The organism is Enterobacter sp. (assembly GCF_977039595.1).
Window position 1 is genome coordinate 16,576 of the sequence record NZ_CDRQYH010000042.1, and the last position, 19,306, is coordinate 35,881.

At 56.2% G+C, this 19,306-nt stretch carries 16 protein-coding genes and 2 tRNA genes; 11 read left to right on the forward strand and 7 right to left on the reverse strand.

What is annotated here, in order from left to right:
* Positions 1-97: 97 nt before the first annotated feature.
* The 4 genes from ACWYRJ_RS13585 to ACWYRJ_RS13600 form a co-directional block, all read right to left on the reverse strand.
* Positions 98-1,036 carry a sugar kinase gene (locus ACWYRJ_RS13585; RefSeq protein ID WP_455508078.1) on the reverse strand — a complete coding sequence of 313 codons (939 nt, stop codon included), beginning with the start codon at positions 1,034-1,036 and terminating at the stop codon, positions 98-100.
* Positions 1,037-1,039: 3 nt separating this feature from the next.
* Positions 1,040-1,789 (reverse strand): sugar phosphate isomerase/epimerase family protein, encoded by a 750-nt coding sequence (locus ACWYRJ_RS13590; protein WP_127729188.1) that lies wholly within the window; start codon positions 1,787-1,789, stop codon positions 1,040-1,042.
* A gap of 103 nt (positions 1,790-1,892) precedes the next feature.
* Positions 1,893-2,909: a LacI family DNA-binding transcriptional regulator gene (locus ACWYRJ_RS13595; protein ID WP_008502761.1), complete on the reverse strand. Its 1,017-nt coding sequence runs from the start codon at positions 2,907-2,909 to the stop codon at positions 1,893-1,895.
* Between the two features lie 129 nt (positions 2,910-3,038).
* Positions 3,039-3,701 carry an OmpA family lipoprotein gene (locus tag ACWYRJ_RS13600; RefSeq protein ID WP_149367245.1) on the reverse strand — a complete coding sequence of 221 codons (663 nt, stop codon included), beginning with the start codon at positions 3,699-3,701 and terminating at the stop codon, positions 3,039-3,041.
* Positions 3,702-3,914: 213 nt separating this feature from the next.
* On the opposite strand from ACWYRJ_RS13600, the gene ACWYRJ_RS13605 reads away from it, so the two are divergent.
* Entirely contained in the window at positions 3,915-6,194 is a 2,280-nt protein-coding gene (locus ACWYRJ_RS13605; RefSeq protein ID WP_249576518.1) for a molybdopterin guanine dinucleotide-containing S/N-oxide reductase, read from the forward strand.
* Here ACWYRJ_RS13605 and ACWYRJ_RS13610 read toward each other — a convergent pair.
* Positions 6,157-6,603 carry an N-acetyltransferase gene (locus ACWYRJ_RS13610; RefSeq protein WP_149367243.1) on the reverse strand — a complete coding sequence of 149 codons (447 nt, stop codon included), beginning with the start codon at positions 6,601-6,603 and terminating at the stop codon, positions 6,157-6,159. The two genes, ACWYRJ_RS13605 and ACWYRJ_RS13610, sit on opposite strands and share 38 nt — an antisense overlap.
* Positions 6,581-7,162, reverse strand: coding sequence for a DNA-3-methyladenine glycosylase I (gene tag / locus ACWYRJ_RS13615; protein ID WP_455508079.1), 582 nt, complete (start codon positions 7,160-7,162; stop codon positions 6,581-6,583). Before tag ends, ACWYRJ_RS13610 begins: the two co-directional genes overlap by 23 nt.
* A 162-nt stretch (positions 7,163-7,324) precedes the next feature.
* On the opposite strand from tag, the gene ACWYRJ_RS13620 reads away from it, so the two are divergent.
* The 9 genes from ACWYRJ_RS13620 to dppF all read left to right on the forward strand — a co-directional run bounded on the left by ACWYRJ_RS13620 (position 7,325) and on the right by dppF (position 17,890).
* Positions 7,325-8,023 (forward strand): autotransporter domain-containing protein, encoded by a 699-nt coding sequence (locus ACWYRJ_RS13620; protein ID WP_455508080.1) that lies wholly within the window; start codon positions 7,325-7,327, stop codon positions 8,021-8,023.
* 238 nt (positions 8,024-8,261) lie between these two features.
* Positions 8,262-9,464: an L-lactate MFS transporter gene (locus tag ACWYRJ_RS13625; RefSeq protein WP_143344505.1), complete on the forward strand. Its 1,203-nt coding sequence runs from the start codon at positions 8,262-8,264 to the stop codon at positions 9,462-9,464.
* Positions 9,465-9,703: 239 nt separating this feature from the next.
* Positions 9,704-11,398 carry a kdo(2)-lipid A phosphoethanolamine 7''-transferase gene (gene eptB, locus ACWYRJ_RS13630; RefSeq protein WP_115876656.1) on the forward strand — a complete coding sequence of 565 codons (1,695 nt, stop codon included), beginning with the start codon at positions 9,704-9,706 and terminating at the stop codon, positions 11,396-11,398.
* A gap of 91 nt (positions 11,399-11,489) precedes the next feature.
* Positions 11,490-11,566, forward strand: a tRNA-Pro gene (locus ACWYRJ_RS13635).
* A gap of 620 nt (positions 11,567-12,186) precedes the next feature.
* Positions 12,187-13,794, forward strand: coding sequence for a dipeptide ABC transporter periplasmic-binding protein DppA (dppA, locus tag ACWYRJ_RS13640; RefSeq protein WP_111964353.1), 1,608 nt, complete (start codon positions 12,187-12,189; stop codon positions 13,792-13,794).
* Positions 13,795-13,954: 160 nt separating this feature from the next.
* Entirely contained in the window at positions 13,955-14,974 is a 1,020-nt protein-coding gene (gene dppB, locus ACWYRJ_RS13645; protein WP_008502770.1) for a dipeptide ABC transporter permease DppB, read from the forward strand.
* Between the two features lie 9 nt (positions 14,975-14,983).
* A complete protein-coding gene (dppC, locus tag ACWYRJ_RS13650; protein WP_008502771.1) occupies positions 14,984-15,886 on the forward strand; it encodes a dipeptide ABC transporter permease DppC in 903 nt (300 codons plus the stop codon).
* 10 nt (positions 15,887-15,896) lie between these two features.
* Entirely contained in the window at positions 15,897-16,880 is a 984-nt protein-coding gene (dppD, locus tag ACWYRJ_RS13655) for a dipeptide ABC transporter ATP-binding protein (RefSeq protein WP_133293554.1), read from the forward strand.
* Entirely contained in the window at positions 16,877-17,890 is a 1,014-nt protein-coding gene (gene dppF, locus ACWYRJ_RS13660) for a dipeptide ABC transporter ATP-binding subunit DppF (RefSeq protein ID WP_008502773.1), read from the forward strand. The genes dppD and dppF overlap by 4 nt, the downstream gene beginning before the upstream one ends.
* Positions 17,891-17,935: 45 nt before the next feature.
* Here the strand turns inward: dppF and coaA are convergent, their stop codons facing one another.
* Positions 17,936-18,886 (reverse strand): type I pantothenate kinase, encoded by a 951-nt coding sequence (coaA, locus tag ACWYRJ_RS13665; RefSeq protein WP_021242480.1) that lies wholly within the window; start codon positions 18,884-18,886, stop codon positions 17,936-17,938.
* Positions 18,887-19,203: 317 nt separating this feature from the next.
* Here coaA and ACWYRJ_RS13670 point away from each other — a divergent pair.
* Positions 19,204-19,279, forward strand: a tRNA-Thr gene (locus ACWYRJ_RS13670).
* The last annotated feature ends 27 nt before the right edge of the window (positions 19,280-19,306 follow it).

Below are 19,306 nucleotides of genomic sequence, written 5' to 3' on the forward strand. Positions count from 1 at the left end.
GGTTGTTACCGCCGTTGTCTGTAGGGTACACGGTGGTTTAATTATTTGGTGCGGCTTGCTGCCCTCACCCTGGCCCTCTCCCACAGGGAGAGGGAATTTAAACGCCGAGCTGTGCTCGCGTTGGTAATCCTTCGCTGTCGCCCTGCACCTGAATGGCCAGCGAGCCAATCTTGTTGCCTCGAGCGACGGCCTGCGGCAGCGTTTTGCCTTCCAGCAGTGCGCTAATCACGCCCACGGCAAAGCCGTCGCCCGCGCCGACGGTGTCGACTACGTTCTCGACCTTCACCGCCGCGACCGCGCCCTGTTCGCCGTCGGCCGTTTTAAACCATGCGCCATCAGCACCGGTTTTCAGCACCACCGCTTTTACCCCTTTATTCAGATAGAAATCGGCAATGCCTTCCGGCGTGCTTTCGCCGGTGAGGATCATCCCTTCTTTCAGGCCTGGCAGAACCCAGTCCGCCCTGAACGCCAGACGGTTCAGTTTCTCCACCATTTCCGCTTCGCTTTTCCACAGCACCGGGCGCAGGTTGGGGTCGAACGATATGGTTTTCCCCTGGCCTTTCAGAGTGGTCGCGGCATGATCGAGCAGCTCATACGAGCTGGCAGACAGCGCGGCCGCCACGCCGCTCAGGTGAAGATGGCGCGCGGAGGCAAAGTAAGCTGTGTGGTAATCCGCGACAGACAGGTGGCTTGCGGCCGATCCTTTACGGAAATACTCCACGATGGGATCGGTTCCATTTTCGACCTTAGATTTAAGCTGAAAGCCGGTAGGGAAGCGTCCGTCGAGGGTGACGCCTGCGGCATCAATCCCCTCTTTTTTCAGCGAATCGAGAACGAAATGGCCAAAGCTGTCGTCCCCCACGCGGCTGACCCAGCCCACGTTCAGGCCAAGACGCGCCAGGCCGGTTGCGACGTTGAGTTCAGCGCCTGCGACGCGTTTAAAAAAGTGCTCTACCGCGCTCAGCTCGCCCGTTTCGGTGGCGACAAACATCGCCATGGCCTCGCCGATCGTTATGACATCCAGCGTCTTGTGCATGGTTTACTCCTCGCGCAGCAGGTTGACGTAATGGCGGGTAACGGCGGTTAAATCCGCCCCTTCCAGCGGGAACTCGATACCGCGCGGGGCATCGGCAGGCAGCTGGCCGAGCAGATCCAGCCAGCGCGCATCGGCGCGATCCGGCGCCACTGCGCGGAAGTTATCTTTGTGCGGCACGGCGGCTTTCACGTGGATATAGCTCACCGCAGGGGCCAGATGACGGGCGGCCTCTTCGGGGGAATCGCCAACCCATAGCCAGTTGCCCATGTCGAAGGTTAGCGTGACGGGTAAAGCCATTTCCCGACAGGCGGCCTGGAAGCGCTGCATGGGGGCGAGCTGCCCGCAGTCGGTCTGATCGTTCTCCACGACCAGCGCCATACCGCTTGCATTAAGCAGGCTACGCAAGTCGTCAAGAGGCTGCGCGTCACGGAAATGGCCCAGGGAAACCTTCAGCCACAGGGCGTTCAGGGTGTTGGCTTCAGAAAGATAGCGGGGCAGGTCCGGGTTGAGGTTGCCGTCGGGCATAAACAGGGCGGCGGGTGCGGAGTAGCACGCCAGCAGGCCCAGCAGCTCAATGGATTCACCCAGCGCAGGCAGTGCCAACAGCTCTTCGCTGTTGAACAGTTCCCGGCGGATCTCCACGCCGTCTGCCCCTGCGCCTGCAATAACGGGAAGCATCGCCCGCTGACCGCCTGCCTGTCGCACCTGTTCCGCACCGTACGCGGCGGTGACCACCATAATTTTCCTGCCCATCTTCGGACTCCATCGCAACATATCAATACTATTACGCTAGATGGAACCGGTTCCAAAGAAAAGGTCAGGATGTTGAATTTATGATCGCTATCACAAGGGAAATTTAACGCGCGGTGGAGCCACGAACGATCAGCTCGCCGGAGAAGACCTGCTCGCGAACGGCATCGCTGGTGCCTTCAATACGACGAACCACTTGTTCAACAGCAGCATAGCCAATTTGCCAGGTGGGCTGCTTGAGGGTGGTAATGCCTACGCCAGCCAGTTCCGCCCACTCCAGTTCATCAAACCCCAGCAGACCGATGTCGCTGCCCCAGTGGAGGCCAATGCGCTTGAGCGAGCGGGCGACCTGAAGCGTCAGCGCCCCGTTGGCCGAGATAACGGCTTTGCGCATTCCGCGATGGCGCGTGTGGAACTGACGCAGGGTGTTGTCGAGCTGCCCGGCTTCGTGAAGCGGCGTTTCGGCATTTTCAGCGATCACGCCGGGATATCGCTCCAGCGTGGCGCGAAATGCGCTCAGGCGCTCGCGACGGGTATTGACCATCCCCAGCGGTTCACTCAGAAACAGAATGGCCTCGAAGCCCTGTTCAATCAGATGTTCGGTGGCGGTCGTCGCGGCCTGGGTGTTATCCAGCCCGACGACATCGCAGGCAAATTCAGGGATTTTACGGTCGATGAGGACCATAGGCAGAGAGGACTGCTGCAGGCGGTTTAACCCCTCTTCACGCATGCCTACCGCGTTGACCACAATCCCTTCCACCTGATAGCTGCGCAGCAGGTCGAGATAGTGCAGCTCCTGGTCGACTTCATTATTGGTATTACAGACCAGCGGCGTGAACCCCTTCTCGCGACAGGCGGCTTCGATACCGCTGAGCACGTTAACGGAGTAGGGATTAGTGATATCGGCGATGATAAGTCCGATAAGACGGGTGCGACCGCGTTTTAGCCCGCGCGCCATGAGGCTGGGACGGTAGTCGAGATCGGCAATGGCCTGTTCAATTCGCGCCAGCAACGCATCGGACAGCAGGTGTTTCTCACCGTTAAGGTAGCGCGAAATACTGGTTTTACCGGTTTTGGCGGCTTTCGCCACGTCGCTGATGGTGGCCCGGGCTGGTTTGCTCATCGCTGATTTCCCTGAATTTAGTGAGAATACCTTAGCGGGAAAATCAACGATGGCAAGTGGTTCATGCCGGGGTGTGGGGCTTGATGCCCTCACCCCGACCCTCTCCCACTGGGAGAGGAGGAAATGCAATTACTGAATTGGGCTCAACGTAATCTCAACGCGGCGGTTCTGCGCTTTGCCTTCCGCCGTGCTGTTGCTGGCGATAGGGTTGGCAGGGCCCATGCCGCTGGTGCGGATGCGGTTTGCTTCAACGCCCTGAGTGATGAGCGAGCTGGCCACGGCGTCGGCGCGCTGCTGGGACAGACGCATGTTCAGATCCTGGCTGCCGGTGCTATCGGTATAGCCCATCACGTTCACGGCAGTCTTGTTGTACTCTTTCAGCACCATTGCCACGCCGGTGAGCGTGTTCGCACCTGCTGGTTTCAGCGTTGCGCTGCTGCTGTCGAAGGTCACGTTGTTCGGCATGTTCAGGATGATGCTATCGCCGCTGCGCGTCACGCTCACGCCGGTTCCCTTCATTTTGTCGCGCAGCTTCGCTTCCTGCACGTCCATGTAATAACCAACGCCGCCGCCCAGCGCCGCGCCCGCCGCTGCGCCAATCAGAGCGCCTTTGCCGCGGTCTTTCTTGGAGGAGGAGAGCGCCCCAACGCCTGCGCCGACCAGCGAGCCGATACCCGCGCCAATGCCGGATTTACCCGCTTCGCGTTCACCGGTGTAAGGGTTGGTTGTGCAGCCAGAAACAGCCAGGGCACCGCTCACCAGAGCGGCAATAACGAGTACGCGTTTTTTCATCTTCTTTCCTTAATCCTTTTTATTCTTTGCCACGGCGAGCGTGGCAGTTGATTATGACGTCCAGATACGGAGAAAATTCCGGGTATAACTCTGAAATTTGTGACAAACCATAAACTGCCTCAGCAAAGAAGGCCGTAAAACCTGCACGCAACCAGGAGCGCACGCTTGAGCACCTCAACGAAAACCATTCTGACTGCCGCCCACTGGGGTCCGATGCTGGTCGAAACCGATGGCGAAAATGTTCTGTCGTCCCGCGGGGCACTGCCAACCCAACATCCCAACTCGTTACAGACCGTCGTTCGCGATCAGGTGCACAGCAAAACGCGCGTGCGCTGGCCGATGGTGCGTAAAGGTTTTCTGGCCTCGCCGGACAAGCCGCAGGGTATTCGCGGTCAGGATGAGTTTGTTCGCGTGAGCTGGGATGACGCGCTGGCGCTGATCCACACCCAGCACAAGCGCATCCGCAACAGCTACGGTCCGTCGTCCATTTTCGCCGGGTCCTACGGCTGGCGTTCAAACGGCGTGCTGCACAAAGCCTCGACGCTGCTGCAGCGCTACATGAGCCTGGCGGGAGGCTATACCGGTCATCTGGGGGATTACTCCACCGGCGCGGCGCAGGCGATCATGCCATACGTCGTGGGCGGGAACGAAGTGTACCAGCAGCAGACCAGCTGGCCGCTGGTGCTGGAGCATACCGATGTGGTCGTGCTGTGGAGCGCTAACCCCCTTAACACGCTGAAAATTGCATGGAATGCCAGCGACGAGCAGGGCATTAGGTATTTCGACGCGCTGCGCAAAAGCGGCAAGCGCATCATCTGCATTGACCCGATGCGTTCTGAAACCATGGATTTCTTTGGCGACAGCGCCGAGTGGGTTGCCCCGCATATGGGCACCGACGTGGCAATGATGCTGGGTATCGCTCATACGCTGGTGGAGAACGGCTGGCACGATGTCGAATTCCTGACGCGCTGTACCACCGGTTTCGATAAATTCGCCGACTACCTGACGGGTCAATCCGATGGGATTGCGAAAACGGCAGAGTGGGCGGCAAATATTTGTGGTGTTCATGCGGAGAAAATCCGCGAACTGACGGCGTTGTTCCATAAAAATACTACGATGTTAATGTCCGGCTGGGGAATGCAGCGCCAGCAGTTTGGCGAGCAAAAACACTGGATGCTGGTGACCCTTGCCGCGATGCTTGGGCAGATCGGCACGCCGGGCGGTGGTTTTGGTCTCTCCTATCACTTTGCTAACGGCGGCAACCCCACGCGTAAAGCGGCGGTGCTGGCGTCTCTGCAGGGCTCGGTGCAGGGCGGCGTGGATGCCGTGGATAAAATCCCGGTGGCGCGTATTGTTGAAGCCCTTGAAAACCCCGGTGGTTTTTATCAGCACAACGGTCTGGACCGCCATTTCCCGGACATTAAATTTGTCTGGTGGGCAGGCGGGTCGAACTTCACGCACCATCAGGATACCAACCGCCTGATCCGCGCCTGGCAAAAGCCGGAGCTGGTGGTGATTTCCGAGTGCTTCTGGACCGGTTCGGCTAAGCATGCAGATATCGTGCTGCCGGCGACCACCTCGTTTGAGCGTAACGATCTCACCATGACCGGTGACTACAGCAACCAGCATATGGTTCCGATGAAGCGCGTAGTGGCCCCGCGAGATGAAGCACGTGATGATTTTGAGGTGTTTGCTGAACTGAGCGAACTGTGGGAAACGGGCGGCCGCGAGCGTTTCACCGAAGGGAAAAGCGATCTGCAATGGCTGGAGACCTTCTACCAGATTGCCGGACAGCGCGGTGCGGCGCAGGGCGTAACGCTTCCGCCATTCGCTGAGTTTTGGGAGGCGAACCAGATTGTCGAGATGCCGGAGAGCGAGCAGAACGCGAAGTTTGTCCGTTTTGCCGATTTCCGCCGCGACCCCGAGAACCACCCGCTGAAAACAGAGAGCGGAAAGATCGTGATTTACAGTGAGCGCATCGCCAGCTTTGGCTATGCCGACTGCCCGCCGCACCCTACCTGGCTCGAGCCGGATGAGTGGCACGGCAACGCCCAGCCGGAACAGCTGCAGGTGTTGTCTGCGCATCCCGCGCACCGTCTGCACAGCCAGCTTAACTATACGTCCCTGCGCGAGCAGTATGCGGTCGCCGGACGAGAGCCGATCGCGCTGAATACCCTCGATGCGAAAGCGCGCGGGATTGCGGACGGCGACGTGGTGCGCGTCTGGAACTCGCGCGGGCAGGTGCTGGCAGGGGCGGTGGTGAGCGACGGGATTAAACCGGGCGTGATCTGTATTCATCAGGGCGCATGGCCCGACCTTGAGCCCGCCGAGGGCGGTATCTGTAAAAACGGGGCGGTTAACGTGCTGACCAAAGATCTCCCCAGCTCGAAGCTGGGGAATGGTTGCGCAGGGAACACGGCGCTGGCCTGGGTCGAGAAATATGAGGGGCCCGAGCTTACCTTAACGGCGTTTGATCCGCCTGCCAGCTCATGATCCATGTCGGGTGCTGAGTATCATCCTGCCAGGCGCTGTCTTCAATGCGAAAGCCCTGAGCATGGTAGAAATTCACCGCCCGGACATTTTTCTGGTACACCTCCAGGGTTAAGTGCGAGAAGCGCTGTTGAACATGGTTCAGCAGCGCGCGCCCGATGCCTTTCCCGATGCATGACGGCGCCACAAACAGGGCGCCGACAAACTGAGACTGCATCACGCTGATAAATCCGCAAGGTTCGCCGTCCTGTTCCCAGACCCAGGTTTCTGCAGACGGCAGGTAAACGTCCCGCACCATAGCCTCGTTCTCTTTCCAGTAACCCGGCTCGATAAACGGATGCGCTTCCGTGGTGCTTTCAAGCCATAGGCTCAAAAGCGGCGCGGTATTCTCATTTTGCCATTTGCGGATCATGATGGCCTCCCGGATGACAGAAGCAGCCGGTAACGTGGTCATTGACCAGGCCACAGGCCTGCATAAAGGCGTAGCAGATGGTGGAGCCGACAAACTTAAAGCCGCGTTTTTTCAGTGCTTTCGAGAGCGCATCCGAGGCCGGGGTGGAGGCCGGGATTTCCGCGAGCGTGGCGGCCTGGGTGAGTTGCGGTTTGTTGTTCACAAACGTCCAGACAAAATCTGAAAATGATTCGCCGTTTTGCTCCATCGCCAGGTAAGCGCGTGCGTTGCCGATGATGGCCTGGATCTTACCGCGATGGCGGATGATGCCGGCATCCTGCACCAGCCGCTCTACGTCCCCATCGGTCATCGCAGCGACGGCAACGGGATCGAACTGGTGGAAAGCGTTGCGGTAATTTTCGCGTTTTTTCAGTACCGTAATCCATGATAACCCCGCCTGCTGGCCCTCCAGGCAGATCATCTCGAAGAGCTTTTTGCCATCCCTTTCCGGCACGCCCCATTCCCGATCGTGATAGTCGATATAAAGCTGATCCTGGCTTACCCAACCGCAACGTTCCATCCGTCATCTCCCTTATTGATACTGATTTCGCAAAAATTTCGTTCTGACTGGCTTGACGTGTTTACTATAAAGACAATAGTTAATACAGGGCCATATGCTCTCTAAGCTCTTCCTGAATAACGACAAATATCGCCGAATTCGGCTCTCTCTGGGGTCGCGTTGATGATGATAAAAAAAATCAGTGGTCGCCATGCTGCTTCTGGCCTGGTGGGAATTTCAGCCTGCCTGTTCTTTTGTAATACAGCGTCTGCCTGGCAACAGGAATATATCGTTTCAGACGCCCAGAATAATACGGCGGAACGCTATACATGGGACGCGGATCACCAACCGCGTTATGAGGATATTCTGGCTGAGCGTATTCAGTCTTCGCAGAACGCGCCGGGACTTGCCCTGAATATACCGTCTGGCAGAACGACGGAGGGGGCAATGAGCGTGGGCTGGAATTTTCCCGTTTCAGCACGTATCACCACCGGCCCGGTGGTGGCATGGCGGTACGACGGCACGACTCCCATGATGATCAACGAGTTTGGTGATAGCGCGTCGACGCAAGCAATTACCGACCCGCTCTGGCATGCCAGCGTCAGCACGCTGGGGTGGCGCGTGAATACCCAGTATGGCGATCTCCGTCTGTGGGCGCAGATTAGCTATAACCAGCAGTTTGGTGAAAACCAGTGGAAATCGCAGTTTGGCATGCCGCAAACGCCAGCTCCTGCCCAAAACGGTAGCTGGATGGATGTCACCGTGGGAACGGATATTCCCTTTAACACGCGCATGGCGGCCTACGCGTCGCTGGCTCAGGGGGAGCACACCACCACCGGTGAGGAGTTTTTATACACACTCGGCGTCAGCGCAAATTTCTAGAGTTGTTACTTTTTTAAACGTTACGGTAACATCTCGAATACAATAACCACGGGCTTTACAGCGATAGCAGATACTAACATGCTATCGCTTTATTCCCGTGCCAGGTCATTCATTCCCGATTCCAGGCATTTCATTCCGTTCCGCCTGCATTTCATGCCGTTTTACCCCATGCGTTTTAAGGTTTTGTTTATCGTTGTCCTCAGCGAACTTCCTTAATTTCTCTTGCAGGACAACTGCCATGAACACATCAACCTATAACCGCACGCGCTGGCTCACGCTCTTTGGCACCATCGTCACTCAGTTTGCATTGGGGTCGGTCTATACCTGGAGCCTGTTCAACAGCGCGCTTTCCGACAAACTCGGCGCGCCGGTCAGCCAGGTCGCGTTCTCCTTTGGTTTGCTGAGCCTGGGTCTGGCGATTTCGTCTTCCGTCGCGGGTAAGCTGCAGGAGCGTTTTGGCGTGAAGCGCGTGACCATGGCGTCCGGCATCCTGCTGGGTCTGGGCTTTTTCCTGACGGCGCACTCCAGCAACCTGATGATGCTGTGGCTAAGCGCCGGCGTGCTGGTGGGGCTGGCCGATGGCGCAGGTTACCTGCTGACCCTGTCGAACTGCGTGAAGTGGTTCCCGGAGCGTAAAGGTTTAATCTCCGCGTTTGCCATCGGCTCATATGGCCTGGGCAGCCTCGGGTTCAAATTTATCGACTCCCACCTGCTGGCGTCCGTTGGCCTCGAAAATACCTTTATGATCTGGGGCGCAATCGTGCTGGTGATGATTCTGTTCGGCGCCACGCTGATGAAAGATGCGCCGCAGCAGGAGGTCAAATCCGTGAACGGCGTGGTGGAGAACGACTTCACCCTCGCGCAGTCCATGCGTAAGCCACAGTACTGGATGCTGGCGGTAATGTTCCTGACTGCCTGCATGAGCGGTCTGTATGTTATCGGCGTGGCGAAGGATATCGCGCAGGGCATGGTGAAGCTGGATGCGGCCACGGCGGCGAACGCGGTGACGGTCATCTCCATTGCCAACCTCTCCGGTCGTCTGGTGCTCGGTATTCTGTCTGACAAAATTGCCCGCATCCGCGTGATTACGATTGGGCAGGTGGTCTCGCTGGTCGGTATGGCGGCGCTGCTGTTCGCTCCGCTGAATGAAGCCACCTTCTTTGCGGCGATTGCCTGCGTGGCCTTTAACTTCGGTGGCACCATTACCGTCTTCCCGTCACTGGTGAGCGAGTTCTTTGGCTTGAACAATCTGGCGAAAAACTACGGCGTTATCTATCTGGGCTTCGGGATCGGCAGTATCTGCGGCTCGCTGATTGCCTCCCTCTTCGGCGGGTTCTACGTGACCTTCTGCGTAATATTTGCCTTGCTGATTATCTCGCTGGCGCTCTCAACCACGATTCGCCAGCCGCAGCGCGAAGTATTCAAAGAAGCGCATGCGTAAGCGGTATGAAAGAGGCCTCTGTGGCCTCTTTTGTCTTTATGCGAGACGCTTCCCGTCTCGATATTTTGTAAAAATTTACACCGATCACACTCTCTGCTGCCACTTTTCTCTCCCGCTGTGGTCTACTTACCGCGCTTGTAGACGTTTCTCATAACGCTTCCTTACGCATTTACTTACTCTGTCCGCTTTCTCTTTGAGATTCGACGGGTCTTTATACCCCTTCCCCCAGGGTTGTTTGCATGAAATACATTAGGTCTCTTACCCAGCAAAGATTGTGTCTGATGCTGGCTGTCTATATCGGATTATTTCTGAATGGCGCGGTACTGTTCAGAAGAGTGGAAGGTTATTTCGAAAACCTTACCGTAAGTAATTGTATTTTTGCCGCAATTGAAGTGTTCGGCTCCGTCCTCGCTACCTTCTTCCTCTTACGCCTGCTGTCCCTGTTTGGCCGACGTACATGGCAAATTTTGGCCTCGCTGGTGGTGATTATTTCTGCCGCCGCAAGCTATTACATGACCTTTATGAACGTGGTCATTGGGTACGGTATAGTTGCCTCGGTGATGACCACGGATATCGATCTCTCGAAAGAGGTGGTAGGGAAAGGCTTTATTGTCTGGACGGTTTTAACCTGTCTGATCCCGCTGTTCTTTATCTGGAACAATACGTGCCGCTATACGCTGTTACGCCAGCTGCGCACGCGTGGACAGCGGATCCGCAATATCGTCGTCGTCCTGCTGGCCGGTCTGCTGGTATGGGCACCTATCCGCCTGATGGAAACGCAGCAAAAACGCGTCGAAAAAGCGACGGGCGTGGATATGCCAAGCTATGGCGGCGTGGTGGCAAACTCCTACTTGCCGTCTAACTGGCTGTCAGCGTTAGGTCTGTATGCCTGGGCGCAGGCGGATGAATCCGGTGATGTGAAGTCGCTGATCAATCCACTGAAAAAATTCACCTACCAGCCACCAGCCGACGGGCTTGATGATACGTACGTCGTTTTTGTCATTGGCGAAACGACGCGCTGGGATCATATGGGCATTCTCGGCTATAACCGGGATACCACGCCAAAGCTGGCGCAGGAGAAGAACCTGGTGGCGTACCGGGGTTACTCCTGCGATACCGCGACCAAGCTTTCGCTGCGCTGTATGTTTGTTCGCGAAGGCGGTGCAAGCGATAACCCGCAGCGTACGCTGAAAGAGCAAAACGTCTTTGCCGTGCTGAAGCAGCTTGGATTTAGCTCAGACCTGTTTGCCATGCAAAGTGAGATGTGGTTCTACACCAATACCCTGGCAGATAATATCGCGTACCGTGAGCAGATTGGCGCCGAACCGCGTAATCGCGGTAAAAACGTCGACGACATGCTGCTGCTGGAAGAAATGTCGCAATCCCTCAAGAATCATCCGCAGGGCAAGCATCTTGTCATTCTGCATACCAAAGGATCGCATTACAGCTATTACCAGCGCTATACGCGTGATTTCGCGAAGTGGCAGCCTGAGTGCGTGGGCATTAATAAAGACTGCAGCAAGCAGGAGCTGATCAATGCCTATGATAACTCGGTGCTGTATGTGGATACCTTCCTGAGCCGGGTGATCGACCAGCTGCGCGATAAGAAAGCGATTGTGATTTATGCGGCAGACCACGGTGAATCTATCAACGAGAAAGAGCATCTGCACGGTACGCCGCGCAAGCTGGCACCGCCTGAACAGTTCCGCGTGCCGATGATCATGTGGATGTCGGATAAGTACCTGGAAAACCCGGAGAAGGCGAAGATGTTTGCTCAGCTGAAGAAAGAGGCGGAGATGAAGGTGCCGCGTCGTCACGTTGAGCTGTACGACACCATTATGGGTTGTCTCGGCTATACCTCACCGAACGGTGGGATTAACGAAAACAACAACTGGTGTAAACTCCCTGCTAACAGCGTAAAAGCCGCGCAGTAGCTGCTCTGGCGAGAATATCGCCAGTTGAATGGCTTTTTGAAAATAAGGGATTGACGGGGGCGCACCTCAGCAGTAAGATGCGCTCCGCATTCGGCGAGTAGCGCAGCTTGGTAGCGCAACTGGTTTGGGACCAGTGGGTCGGAGGTTCGAATCCTCTCTCGCCGACCACATTCTGAAAAGGGCTAACCGCAAGGTTAGCCCTTTTTGCATTATGACCTTATCCCGTTAGAGTATCCAAAACGCCCCTTAGGTCCGCTTCTTCCTGCCTGTTAACGATTTTGTGACATAATCCATTGTATTTTTTTATATATAGATTGATCTTTTTTCGCGTTGCTTATGGATAACCTCAGCATTTTTCGCTGTGCGTTTTAGCGTTCATGGAATTTAGTGCTCAGATAATCACCATTCTGCAAGAAAATTTACCCATTCTGAATAAAAGTTAATCACTGATTGTTGCGAAATATGAAGAGACTTGTGCTGCAGGATAGCGAGTAGCATAAATTTCCCTGCTGAAAACTGGCATACATGGTTTTTTTAATCTTTGTTTGCGGTTTCTCACACTCAGCGTAAATCCCCGTCACCTGTATTGACGTTTTCACATTCTGTTGACAGATTGTAGGGCATGAGGGGCATTTCAGGGACGATCTGCGCTGCAACTCAAACGCTCTTCTGAAAGGATTCTCCATCCCTTTAAAGCCTTCGGGCATCACCGACCGGACCGGGTAAAAAATAAATAAAGGTCTGGCGGCGTAACACAACAAAGCAAAACATCACATTGGAGCAGAATAATGAGTATTTCCTTGAAGAAGTCAGGGATGCTGAAGCTTGGTCTGAGCCTGGTGGCTATGACCGTGGCAGCAAGCGTACAGGCAAAAACCCTGGTTTACTGTTCTGAAGGCTCGCCGGAAGGCTTTAACCCACAGCTCTTTACCTCTGGTACGACTTACGACGCAAGCTCTGTACCGATCTATAACCGTCTGGTTGAATTCAAAACCGGTACCACGGAAGTGATTCCGGGGCTGGCTGAGAAGTGGGACGTCAGCGAAGACGGCAAAACCTATACCTTCCACCTGCGCAAAGGCGTGAAGTGGCAGGACAGCAAAGAATTCAAACCAACGCGCGACTTTAACGCCGACGACGTTGTGTTCTCCTTCGATCGTCAGAAAAACGCGCAGAACCCGTACCACAAAGTGTCTGGCGGCAGCTATGAATACTTCGAAGGGATGGGCCTGCCGGATCTGATTTCTGAAGTGAAAAAAGTGGACGACAATACCGTTCAGTTCGTGCTGACGCGTCCGGAAGCGCCATTCCTGGCTGACCTGGCTATGGACTTTGCTTCAATTCTGTCCAAAGAGTATGCGGACAACATGCTGAAAGCCGGTACGCCGGAAAAAGTCGACCTGAACCCAATCGGTACCGGTCCATTCCAGCTGCTGCAGTACCAGAAAGACTCCCGCATTCTGTACAAAGCGTTCGAAGGCTATTGGGGCACCAAGCCGCAGATCGACCGTCTGGTCTTCTCCATTACGCCTGATGCATCAGTGCGTTATGCAAAACTGCAGAAAAACGAATGCCAGGTTATGCCATACCCGAACCCGGCTGACATTGCCCGCATGAAGCAGGACAAGAACATCAACCTGCTGGAGCAGGCTGGCCTGAACGTGGGCTATCTCTCCTTCAACACCGAGAAGAAACCGTTTGATGACGTGAAAGTGCGTCAGGCGCTGACCTACGCGGTGAACAAAGAAGCGATCATCAAGGCGGTTTACCAGGGCGCTGGCGTTGCAGCCAAAAACCTGATCCCACCAACCATGTGGGGCTATAACGACGACGTTAAAGACTACAGCTACGATCCTGAGAAAGCGAAAGCGCTGCTGAAAGAAGCGGGCCAGGATAAAGGCTTCACCGTCGAGCTGTGGGCGATGCCGGTACAGCGTCCGTACAACCCGAACGCACGCCGCATGGCAGAAATGGTTCAGGCTGACTGGGCTAAGATTGGCGTTCAGGCCAAGATTGTGACCTACGAGTGGGGCGAGTACCTGAAGCGCGCCAAAGCGGGTGAGCACCAGGCAGTCATGATGGGCTGGACCGGTGATAACGGGGATCCGGACAACTTCTTCGCTACCCTGTTCAGCTGCGCGGCGGCGAAAGACGGTTCTAACTACTCTCGCTGGTGCTACAAGCCGTTTGAAGACCTGATCCAGCCGGCACGTGCGACGGACGATCACAACAAACGTATTGAACTGTACAAGCAGGCTCAGGTTGTTATGCACGATCAGGCTCCGGCGCTGATTGTTGCTCACTCCACCGTGTACGAGCCAGTGCGTAAAGAAGTGAAGGGCTACGTGGTTGATCCACTGGGCAAACACCACTTCGAGAACGTATCTGTTGAATAATAAGTAGGGTGTTTTCCCTCTCCCTCCGGGAGAGGGCAGGGGTGAGGGGCGTGCATGCATCCCCTCACCCTCATCTTCTCTCAAGGGAGAAGAAATTTACATTTGTGAGCAATACAGACGTCACGCCACTGGTCGTGCGTCATCAGAGAGAATCCGGGTTATGTTGCAGTTCATCCTCCGACGTCTGGGACTTGTTATCCCCACGTTTATCGGTATCACCCTTCTCACTTTTGCCTTCGTCCATATGATCCCCGGCGACCCGGTAATGATTATGGCGGGCGAGCGTGGTATTTCCCCTGAGCGCCATGCACAGCTGCTGGCTGAACTCGGTCTCGATAAGCCGATGTGGCAGCAGTATCTCCACTATATCTGGGGCGTGCTGCACGGTGATTTAGGGATTTCGCTGAAAAGCCGTCTTCCGGTGTGGGACGAGTTCGTGCCGCGTTTTAAAGCGACGCTGGAGCTTGGCGTCTGCGCCATGATTTTCGCCACTGCGGTAGGTATCCCGGTTGGGGTACTGGCAGCCGTTAAGCGTGGCTCTATTTTTGACCATACCGCCGTGGGCCTGGCGCTGACCGGCTACTCCATGCCTATCTTCTGGTGGGGCATGATGCTGATCATGCTGGTCTCGGTGCAGCTTAACCTGACCCCGGTCTCCGGGCGAGTTAGCGATATGGTCTTCCTGGATGACTCCAACCCGCTCACCGGCTTTATGCTGATTGATACGGCTATCTGGGGCGAGGAGGGCAACTTCATGGATGCCGTCGCGCACATGATCCTGCCTGCCATGGTGCTGGGGACCATTCCTCTGGCGGTGATCGTGCGTATGACCCGTTCATCGATGCTGGAAGTTCTGGGTGAGGATTACATCCGCACCGCGCGCGCCAAGGGCCTGACGCGCATGCGCGTCATTATCGTCCATGCGCTGCGTAACGCCATGCTGCCGGTGGTGACCGTTATCGGTCTCCAGGTGGGGACGTTGCTGGCGGGAGCGATTCTGACCGAAACCATCTTCTCCTGGCCGGGCCTGGGCCGCTGGCTGATTGACGCGCTGCAGCGCCGTGACTATCCGGTGGTGCAGGGCGGTGTGCTGCTGGTCGCGACGATGATTATCCTCGTCAACCTGCTGGTCGATTTGCTGTACGGCGTGGTGAACCCGCGTATTCGTCATAAGAAGTAAGGGGCCATCATGTCACAGGTTTCTGAAAACAAAGTTGTTGCTGCACCGGTTCCGATGACGCCGATGCAGGAGTTCTGGCACTACTTCAAGCGCAACAAAGGCGCGGTGGTGGGGCTGGTGTATGTCGCTATCATGATCCTGATTGCGGTGTTTGCGAACGTCCTCGCGCCGTATAACCCGGCGGATCAGTTCCGCGATGCGCTGCTCGCCCCGCCTGCCTGGCAGGATGGCGGTAGCCTGGCGCACCTGCTGGGGACCGATGATGTGGGCCGCGATGTGCTGTCGCGTCTGATGTACGGTGCGCGCTTGTCGCTGCTGGTCGGCTGCCTGGTGGTGGTGTTATCCCTGATTATGGGGATCGTGCTGGGCCTGGTTGCCGGTTACTTCGGCGGCATTGTTGATAACATCATCATGCGTATCGTTGACATCATGCTGGCGCTGCCAAGCCTGCTGCTGGCCCTGGTGCTGGTGGCGATCTTCGGTCCGTCGATCGGTAACGCCGCCCTGGCGCTGACGTTCGTGGCGCTTCCTCACTACGTGCGTTTAACCCGTGCGGCGGTGCTGGTGGAAGTGAACCGCGATTACGTCACCGCCTCTCGCGTGGCGGGTGCCGGTGCGATGCGCCAGATGTTCGTCAATATCTTCCCTAACTGCCTTGCGCCGCTGATCGTTCAGGCGTCGCTCGGTTTCTCTAACGCCATTCTTGATATGGCCGCTCTTGGCTTCCTGGGCATGGGTGCGCAGCCGCCAACACCGGAGTGGGGCACCATGCTCTCCGACGTGTTGCAGTTCGCACAAAGCGCCTGGTGGGTTGTCACCTTCCCGGGTCTGGCAATCCTGCTGACGGTGCTGGCATTTAACCTGATGGGTGATGGCCTGCGTGATGCGCTTGATCCCAAACTGAAGCAGTAAGAGGCACGAGATGGCGTTATTAAATGTAGATAAATTATCGGTGCACTTCGGCGATGAAGGCACCCCGTTTCGCGCCGTGGACCGCATCAGCTATAGCGTAAATCAGGGCGAAGTGGTTGGCATTGTCGGGGAGTCCGGTTCCGGTAAGTCAGTGAGCTCGCTGGCGATCATGGGGCTGATTGATTACCCGGGCCGCGTGATGGCGGAAAACCTACAGTTCAACGGTCAGGATCTGAAGCGCATTTCTGAAAAACAGCGCCGCCAGCTGGTGGGCGCCGAAGTGGCGATGATTTTCCAGGATCCGATGACCAGCCTTAACCCCTGCTACACCGTTGGTTTCCAGATTATGGAAGCGATTAAGGTGCATCAGGGTGGGAATAAGAAAACCCGTCGCCAGCGCGCGATCGATCTGCTGAACCAGGTAGGTATTCCTGACCCGGCATCGCGCCTGGACGTTTACCCGCATCAGCTCTCCGGTGGGATGAGCCAGCGCGTGATGATCGCGATGGCGATAGCCTGTCGGCCAAAGCTGCTGATTGCGGATGAACCGACGACGGCGCTGGATGTGACCATTCAGGCACAAATCATCGAACTCCTGCTGGAGCTGCAGCAGAAAGAGAATATGGCGCTGGTGCTGATTACGCACGATCTGGCGCTGGTGGCCGAAGCCGCGCACAAAATCATCGTGATGTATGCGGGCCAGGTGGTTGAGACCGGAAATTCTCACGATATCTTCCGCGCGCCGCGTCACCCGTATACCCAGGCGCTTTTACGCGCGCTGCCGGAGTTTGCTCAGGACAAAGCGCGTCTGGCGTCGCTGCCGGGTGTGGTGCCGGGTAAATATGACCGTCCGCAGGGCTGTCTGCTCAATCCGCGCTGTCCATATGCGACGGACAAATGCCGGGCGGAGGAGCCAGATCTGAACCAGCTGGCTGATGGTCGTCAGTCGAAATGCCACTACCCACTCGATGATGCCGGGAGGCCAACACTATGAGTACGCAACAGGCCACCACGCAACAGCCGCTGTTGCAGGCCATCGACCTGAAAAAATATTACCCGGTGAAGAAGGGACTGTTTGCCCCTGAACGCCTGGTGAAAGCGCTGGACGGCGTCTCCTTTAACCTCGAACGCGGTAAAACGCTGGCGGTGGTGGGAGAGTCAGGTTGCGGGAAATCGACGCTGGGCCGTCTGCTGACGATGATTGAAGTGCCGACCGGCGGCGAGCTCTATTATCAGGGGCAGGATCTACTCAAGCACGATCCGCAGGCGCAGAAGCTGCGTCGCCAGAAAATCCAGATTGTGTTCCAGAACCCGTATGGTTCGCTGAACCCGCGTAAAAAAGTGGGACAGATTCTGGAAGAGCCGCTGCTGATCAACAGTAATCTGAGCAAAGAGCAGCGCCGTGAAAAAGCGCTGGCGATGATGGCGAAGGTCGGCCTCAAAACCGAGCACTATGACCGCTACCCGCACATGTTCTCCGGCGGCCAGCGCCAGCGTATCGCCATCGCGCGCGGTCTGATGCTTGACCCGGACGTGGTGATTGCCGATGAGCCGGTGTCGGCGCTCGACGTCTCCGTGCGGGCGCAGGTGCTGAACCTGATGATGGATCTCCAGCAGGAGCTGGGGCTCTCTTACGTGTTCATCTCCCACGACCTGTCGGTGGTGGAGCATATTGCCGATGAAGTGATGGTGATGTACCTGGGGCGCTGCGTGGAGAAGGGGACCAAAGACCAGATCTTTAATAACCCTCGTCACCCGTACACCCAGGCGCTGCTGTCTGCGACGCCGCGTCTGAACCCGGACGATCGTCGTGAGCGCATAAAGCTGACGGGAGAGCTGCCAAGCCCGCTGAATCCGCCGCCGGGATGTGCATTCAACGCCCGCTGCAGCCGCCGCTTTGGCCCCTGCACCCAGCTACAGCCGCAGCTGAAGGAGTATGGTGGTCAGCTGGTGGCCTGCTTCGCGGTCGATCAGGATGAAAATGGCGAGAAGCCACACGCATAATGAAAAAAAACCGGCGCTAAGCCGGTTTTTTTTATGTCTGCTTTATTATTTCCGCAGGCGAATCTGGTCGACGGCGTGCTTCTCGCTCTTGGTGAGGATCAGGCTCGCACGCTCGCGCGTCGGCAGGATGTTCTCTTTAAGATTCACATAGTTGATCTCATTCCATAGCCCCGTCGCCACATTGATCGCTTCTTCTTCAGAAAGCTGAGCATAGTGGTGGAAATAGGAATCCGGATCGGTGAATGCCCCTTCACGGAACTTCAGGAAGCGGTTGATGTACCAGTTCTGCAGCAGGTCTTCCGGCGCATCGACATAAATAGAGAAATCGACGAAATCCGAGACAAAGACGTGATGCGGATCGTGAGGATAGTCCATGCCGCTTTGCAGCACGTTGAGACCTTCCAGAATGAGAATATCCGGCTGGACCACCGTCTTATCCCCACCCGGGATGCGATCGTAGATCAGGTGCGAATAGACCGGCGCAGTCACGTGCGGCACGCCGGATTTCAGGTCAGAGACAAATTTCACCAGACGGTGCATATCGTAAGAGAGCGGGAAGCCCTTCTTCTTCATCAGCCCGCGTTCTTTTAATACCTCGTTCGGGTGCAGAAAACCGTCGGTGGTGATCAGCTCCACGCTGCGGTGTTCCGGCCAGCGGCTCAACAGCGCCTGCAGGACGCGCGCGGTGGTACTTTTACCCACGGCCACGCTGCCTGCGATACTAATGATATAAGGAATACGTTGACCGTTCGTCCCGAGAAACTGCTCCAGCACGGCCTGACGGCGCAGGTTCGAGCTGATATAGAAGTTAAGCAAGCGAGAGAGGGGGAGATAAATTTCTGCCACCTCTTCCAGGGACAGATCTTCGTTTATCCCTTTTAACCGTGCGATTTCACCTTCCGTCAGCGTCATAGGGACGGAATCACGCAGGGCAGCCCACTGGCTGCGGTTAAAGTGAAGATAAGGCGTCATTAACGTTTGCTCTTTTTTGCTCATAAGCATGCTTCAGCGAGCCAGCACCACACTGCCGGATCGTGGCTCATCACACAGTTAATTTTGGACAATGGGCAGGAGGTTAACACCAGATGACGGGAATAATAAGAAAAAAGATGGAAAGCGCTGCGTTACGCGGAAGCCGTCACGCTACGGTGAATACGGTGCAAATCACGATGATATGTTGAATATTTGACCTCAAATGGCTACTTTTACAGCGTCCGATACGCTGTTCGCATAAAATGTGAGCGAAAGAACGTTTTATGCAAATTTTTAGTTGCATGACCGCGCAGGTATCCATAGAATGCGCGCTACTTGATGCCGACTTAGCTCAGTAGGTAGAGCAACTGACTTGTAATCAGTAGGTCACCAGTTCGATTCCGGTAGTCGGCACCATCAAGTCCGGTGGGGTTCCCGAGCGGC

What these genes read in the sequence shown, in the direction of transcription:
- coaA (WP_021242480.1), bottom strand. Translation starts at nt 18,886, where the DNA reads ATGAGCAAAAAAGAGCAAACGTTAATGACGCCTTATCTTCACTTTAAC.
- eptB (WP_115876656.1), top strand. Translation starts at nt 9,704, where the DNA reads ATGAAATACATTAGGTCTCTTACCCAGCAAAGATTGTGTCTGATGCTG.
- tag (WP_455508079.1), bottom strand. Translation starts at nt 7,162, where the DNA reads ATGGAACGTTGCGGTTGGGTAAGCCAGGATCAGCTTTATATCGACTAT.
- ACWYRJ_RS13595 (WP_008502761.1), bottom strand. Translation starts at nt 2,909, where the DNA reads ATGAGCAAACCAGCCCGGGCCACCATCAGCGACGTGGCGAAAGCCGCC.
- dppB (WP_008502770.1), top strand. Translation starts at nt 13,955, where the DNA reads ATGTTGCAGTTCATCCTCCGACGTCTGGGACTTGTTATCCCCACGTTT.
- ACWYRJ_RS13590 (WP_127729188.1), bottom strand. Translation starts at nt 1,789, where the DNA reads ATGGGCAGGAAAATTATGGTGGTCACCGCCGCGTACGGTGCGGAACAG.
- dppC (WP_008502771.1), top strand. Translation starts at nt 14,984, where the DNA reads ATGTCACAGGTTTCTGAAAACAAAGTTGTTGCTGCACCGGTTCCGATG.
- dppA (WP_111964353.1), top strand. Translation starts at nt 12,187, where the DNA reads ATGAGTATTTCCTTGAAGAAGTCAGGGATGCTGAAGCTTGGTCTGAGC.
- ACWYRJ_RS13600 (WP_149367245.1), bottom strand. Translation starts at nt 3,701, where the DNA reads ATGAAAAAACGCGTACTCGTTATTGCCGCTCTGGTGAGCGGTGCCCTG.
- ACWYRJ_RS13620 (WP_455508080.1), top strand. Translation starts at nt 7,325, where the DNA reads ATGATGATAAAAAAAATCAGTGGTCGCCATGCTGCTTCTGGCCTGGTG.
- ACWYRJ_RS13585 (WP_455508078.1), bottom strand. Translation starts at nt 1,036, where the DNA reads ATGCACAAGACGCTGGATGTCATAACGATCGGCGAGGCCATGGCGATG.
- dppF (WP_008502773.1), top strand. Translation starts at nt 16,877, where the DNA reads ATGAGTACGCAACAGGCCACCACGCAACAGCCGCTGTTGCAGGCCATC.
- ACWYRJ_RS13605 (WP_249576518.1), top strand. Translation starts at nt 3,915, where the DNA reads ATGCTGGTCGAAACCGATGGCGAAAATGTTCTGTCGTCCCGCGGGGCA.
- ACWYRJ_RS13625 (WP_143344505.1), top strand. Translation starts at nt 8,262, where the DNA reads ATGAACACATCAACCTATAACCGCACGCGCTGGCTCACGCTCTTTGGC.
- ACWYRJ_RS13610 (WP_149367243.1), bottom strand. Translation starts at nt 6,603, where the DNA reads ATGATCCGCAAATGGCAAAATGAGAATACCGCGCCGCTTTTGAGCCTA.
- dppD (WP_133293554.1), top strand. Translation starts at nt 15,897, where the DNA reads ATGGCGTTATTAAATGTAGATAAATTATCGGTGCACTTCGGCGATGAA.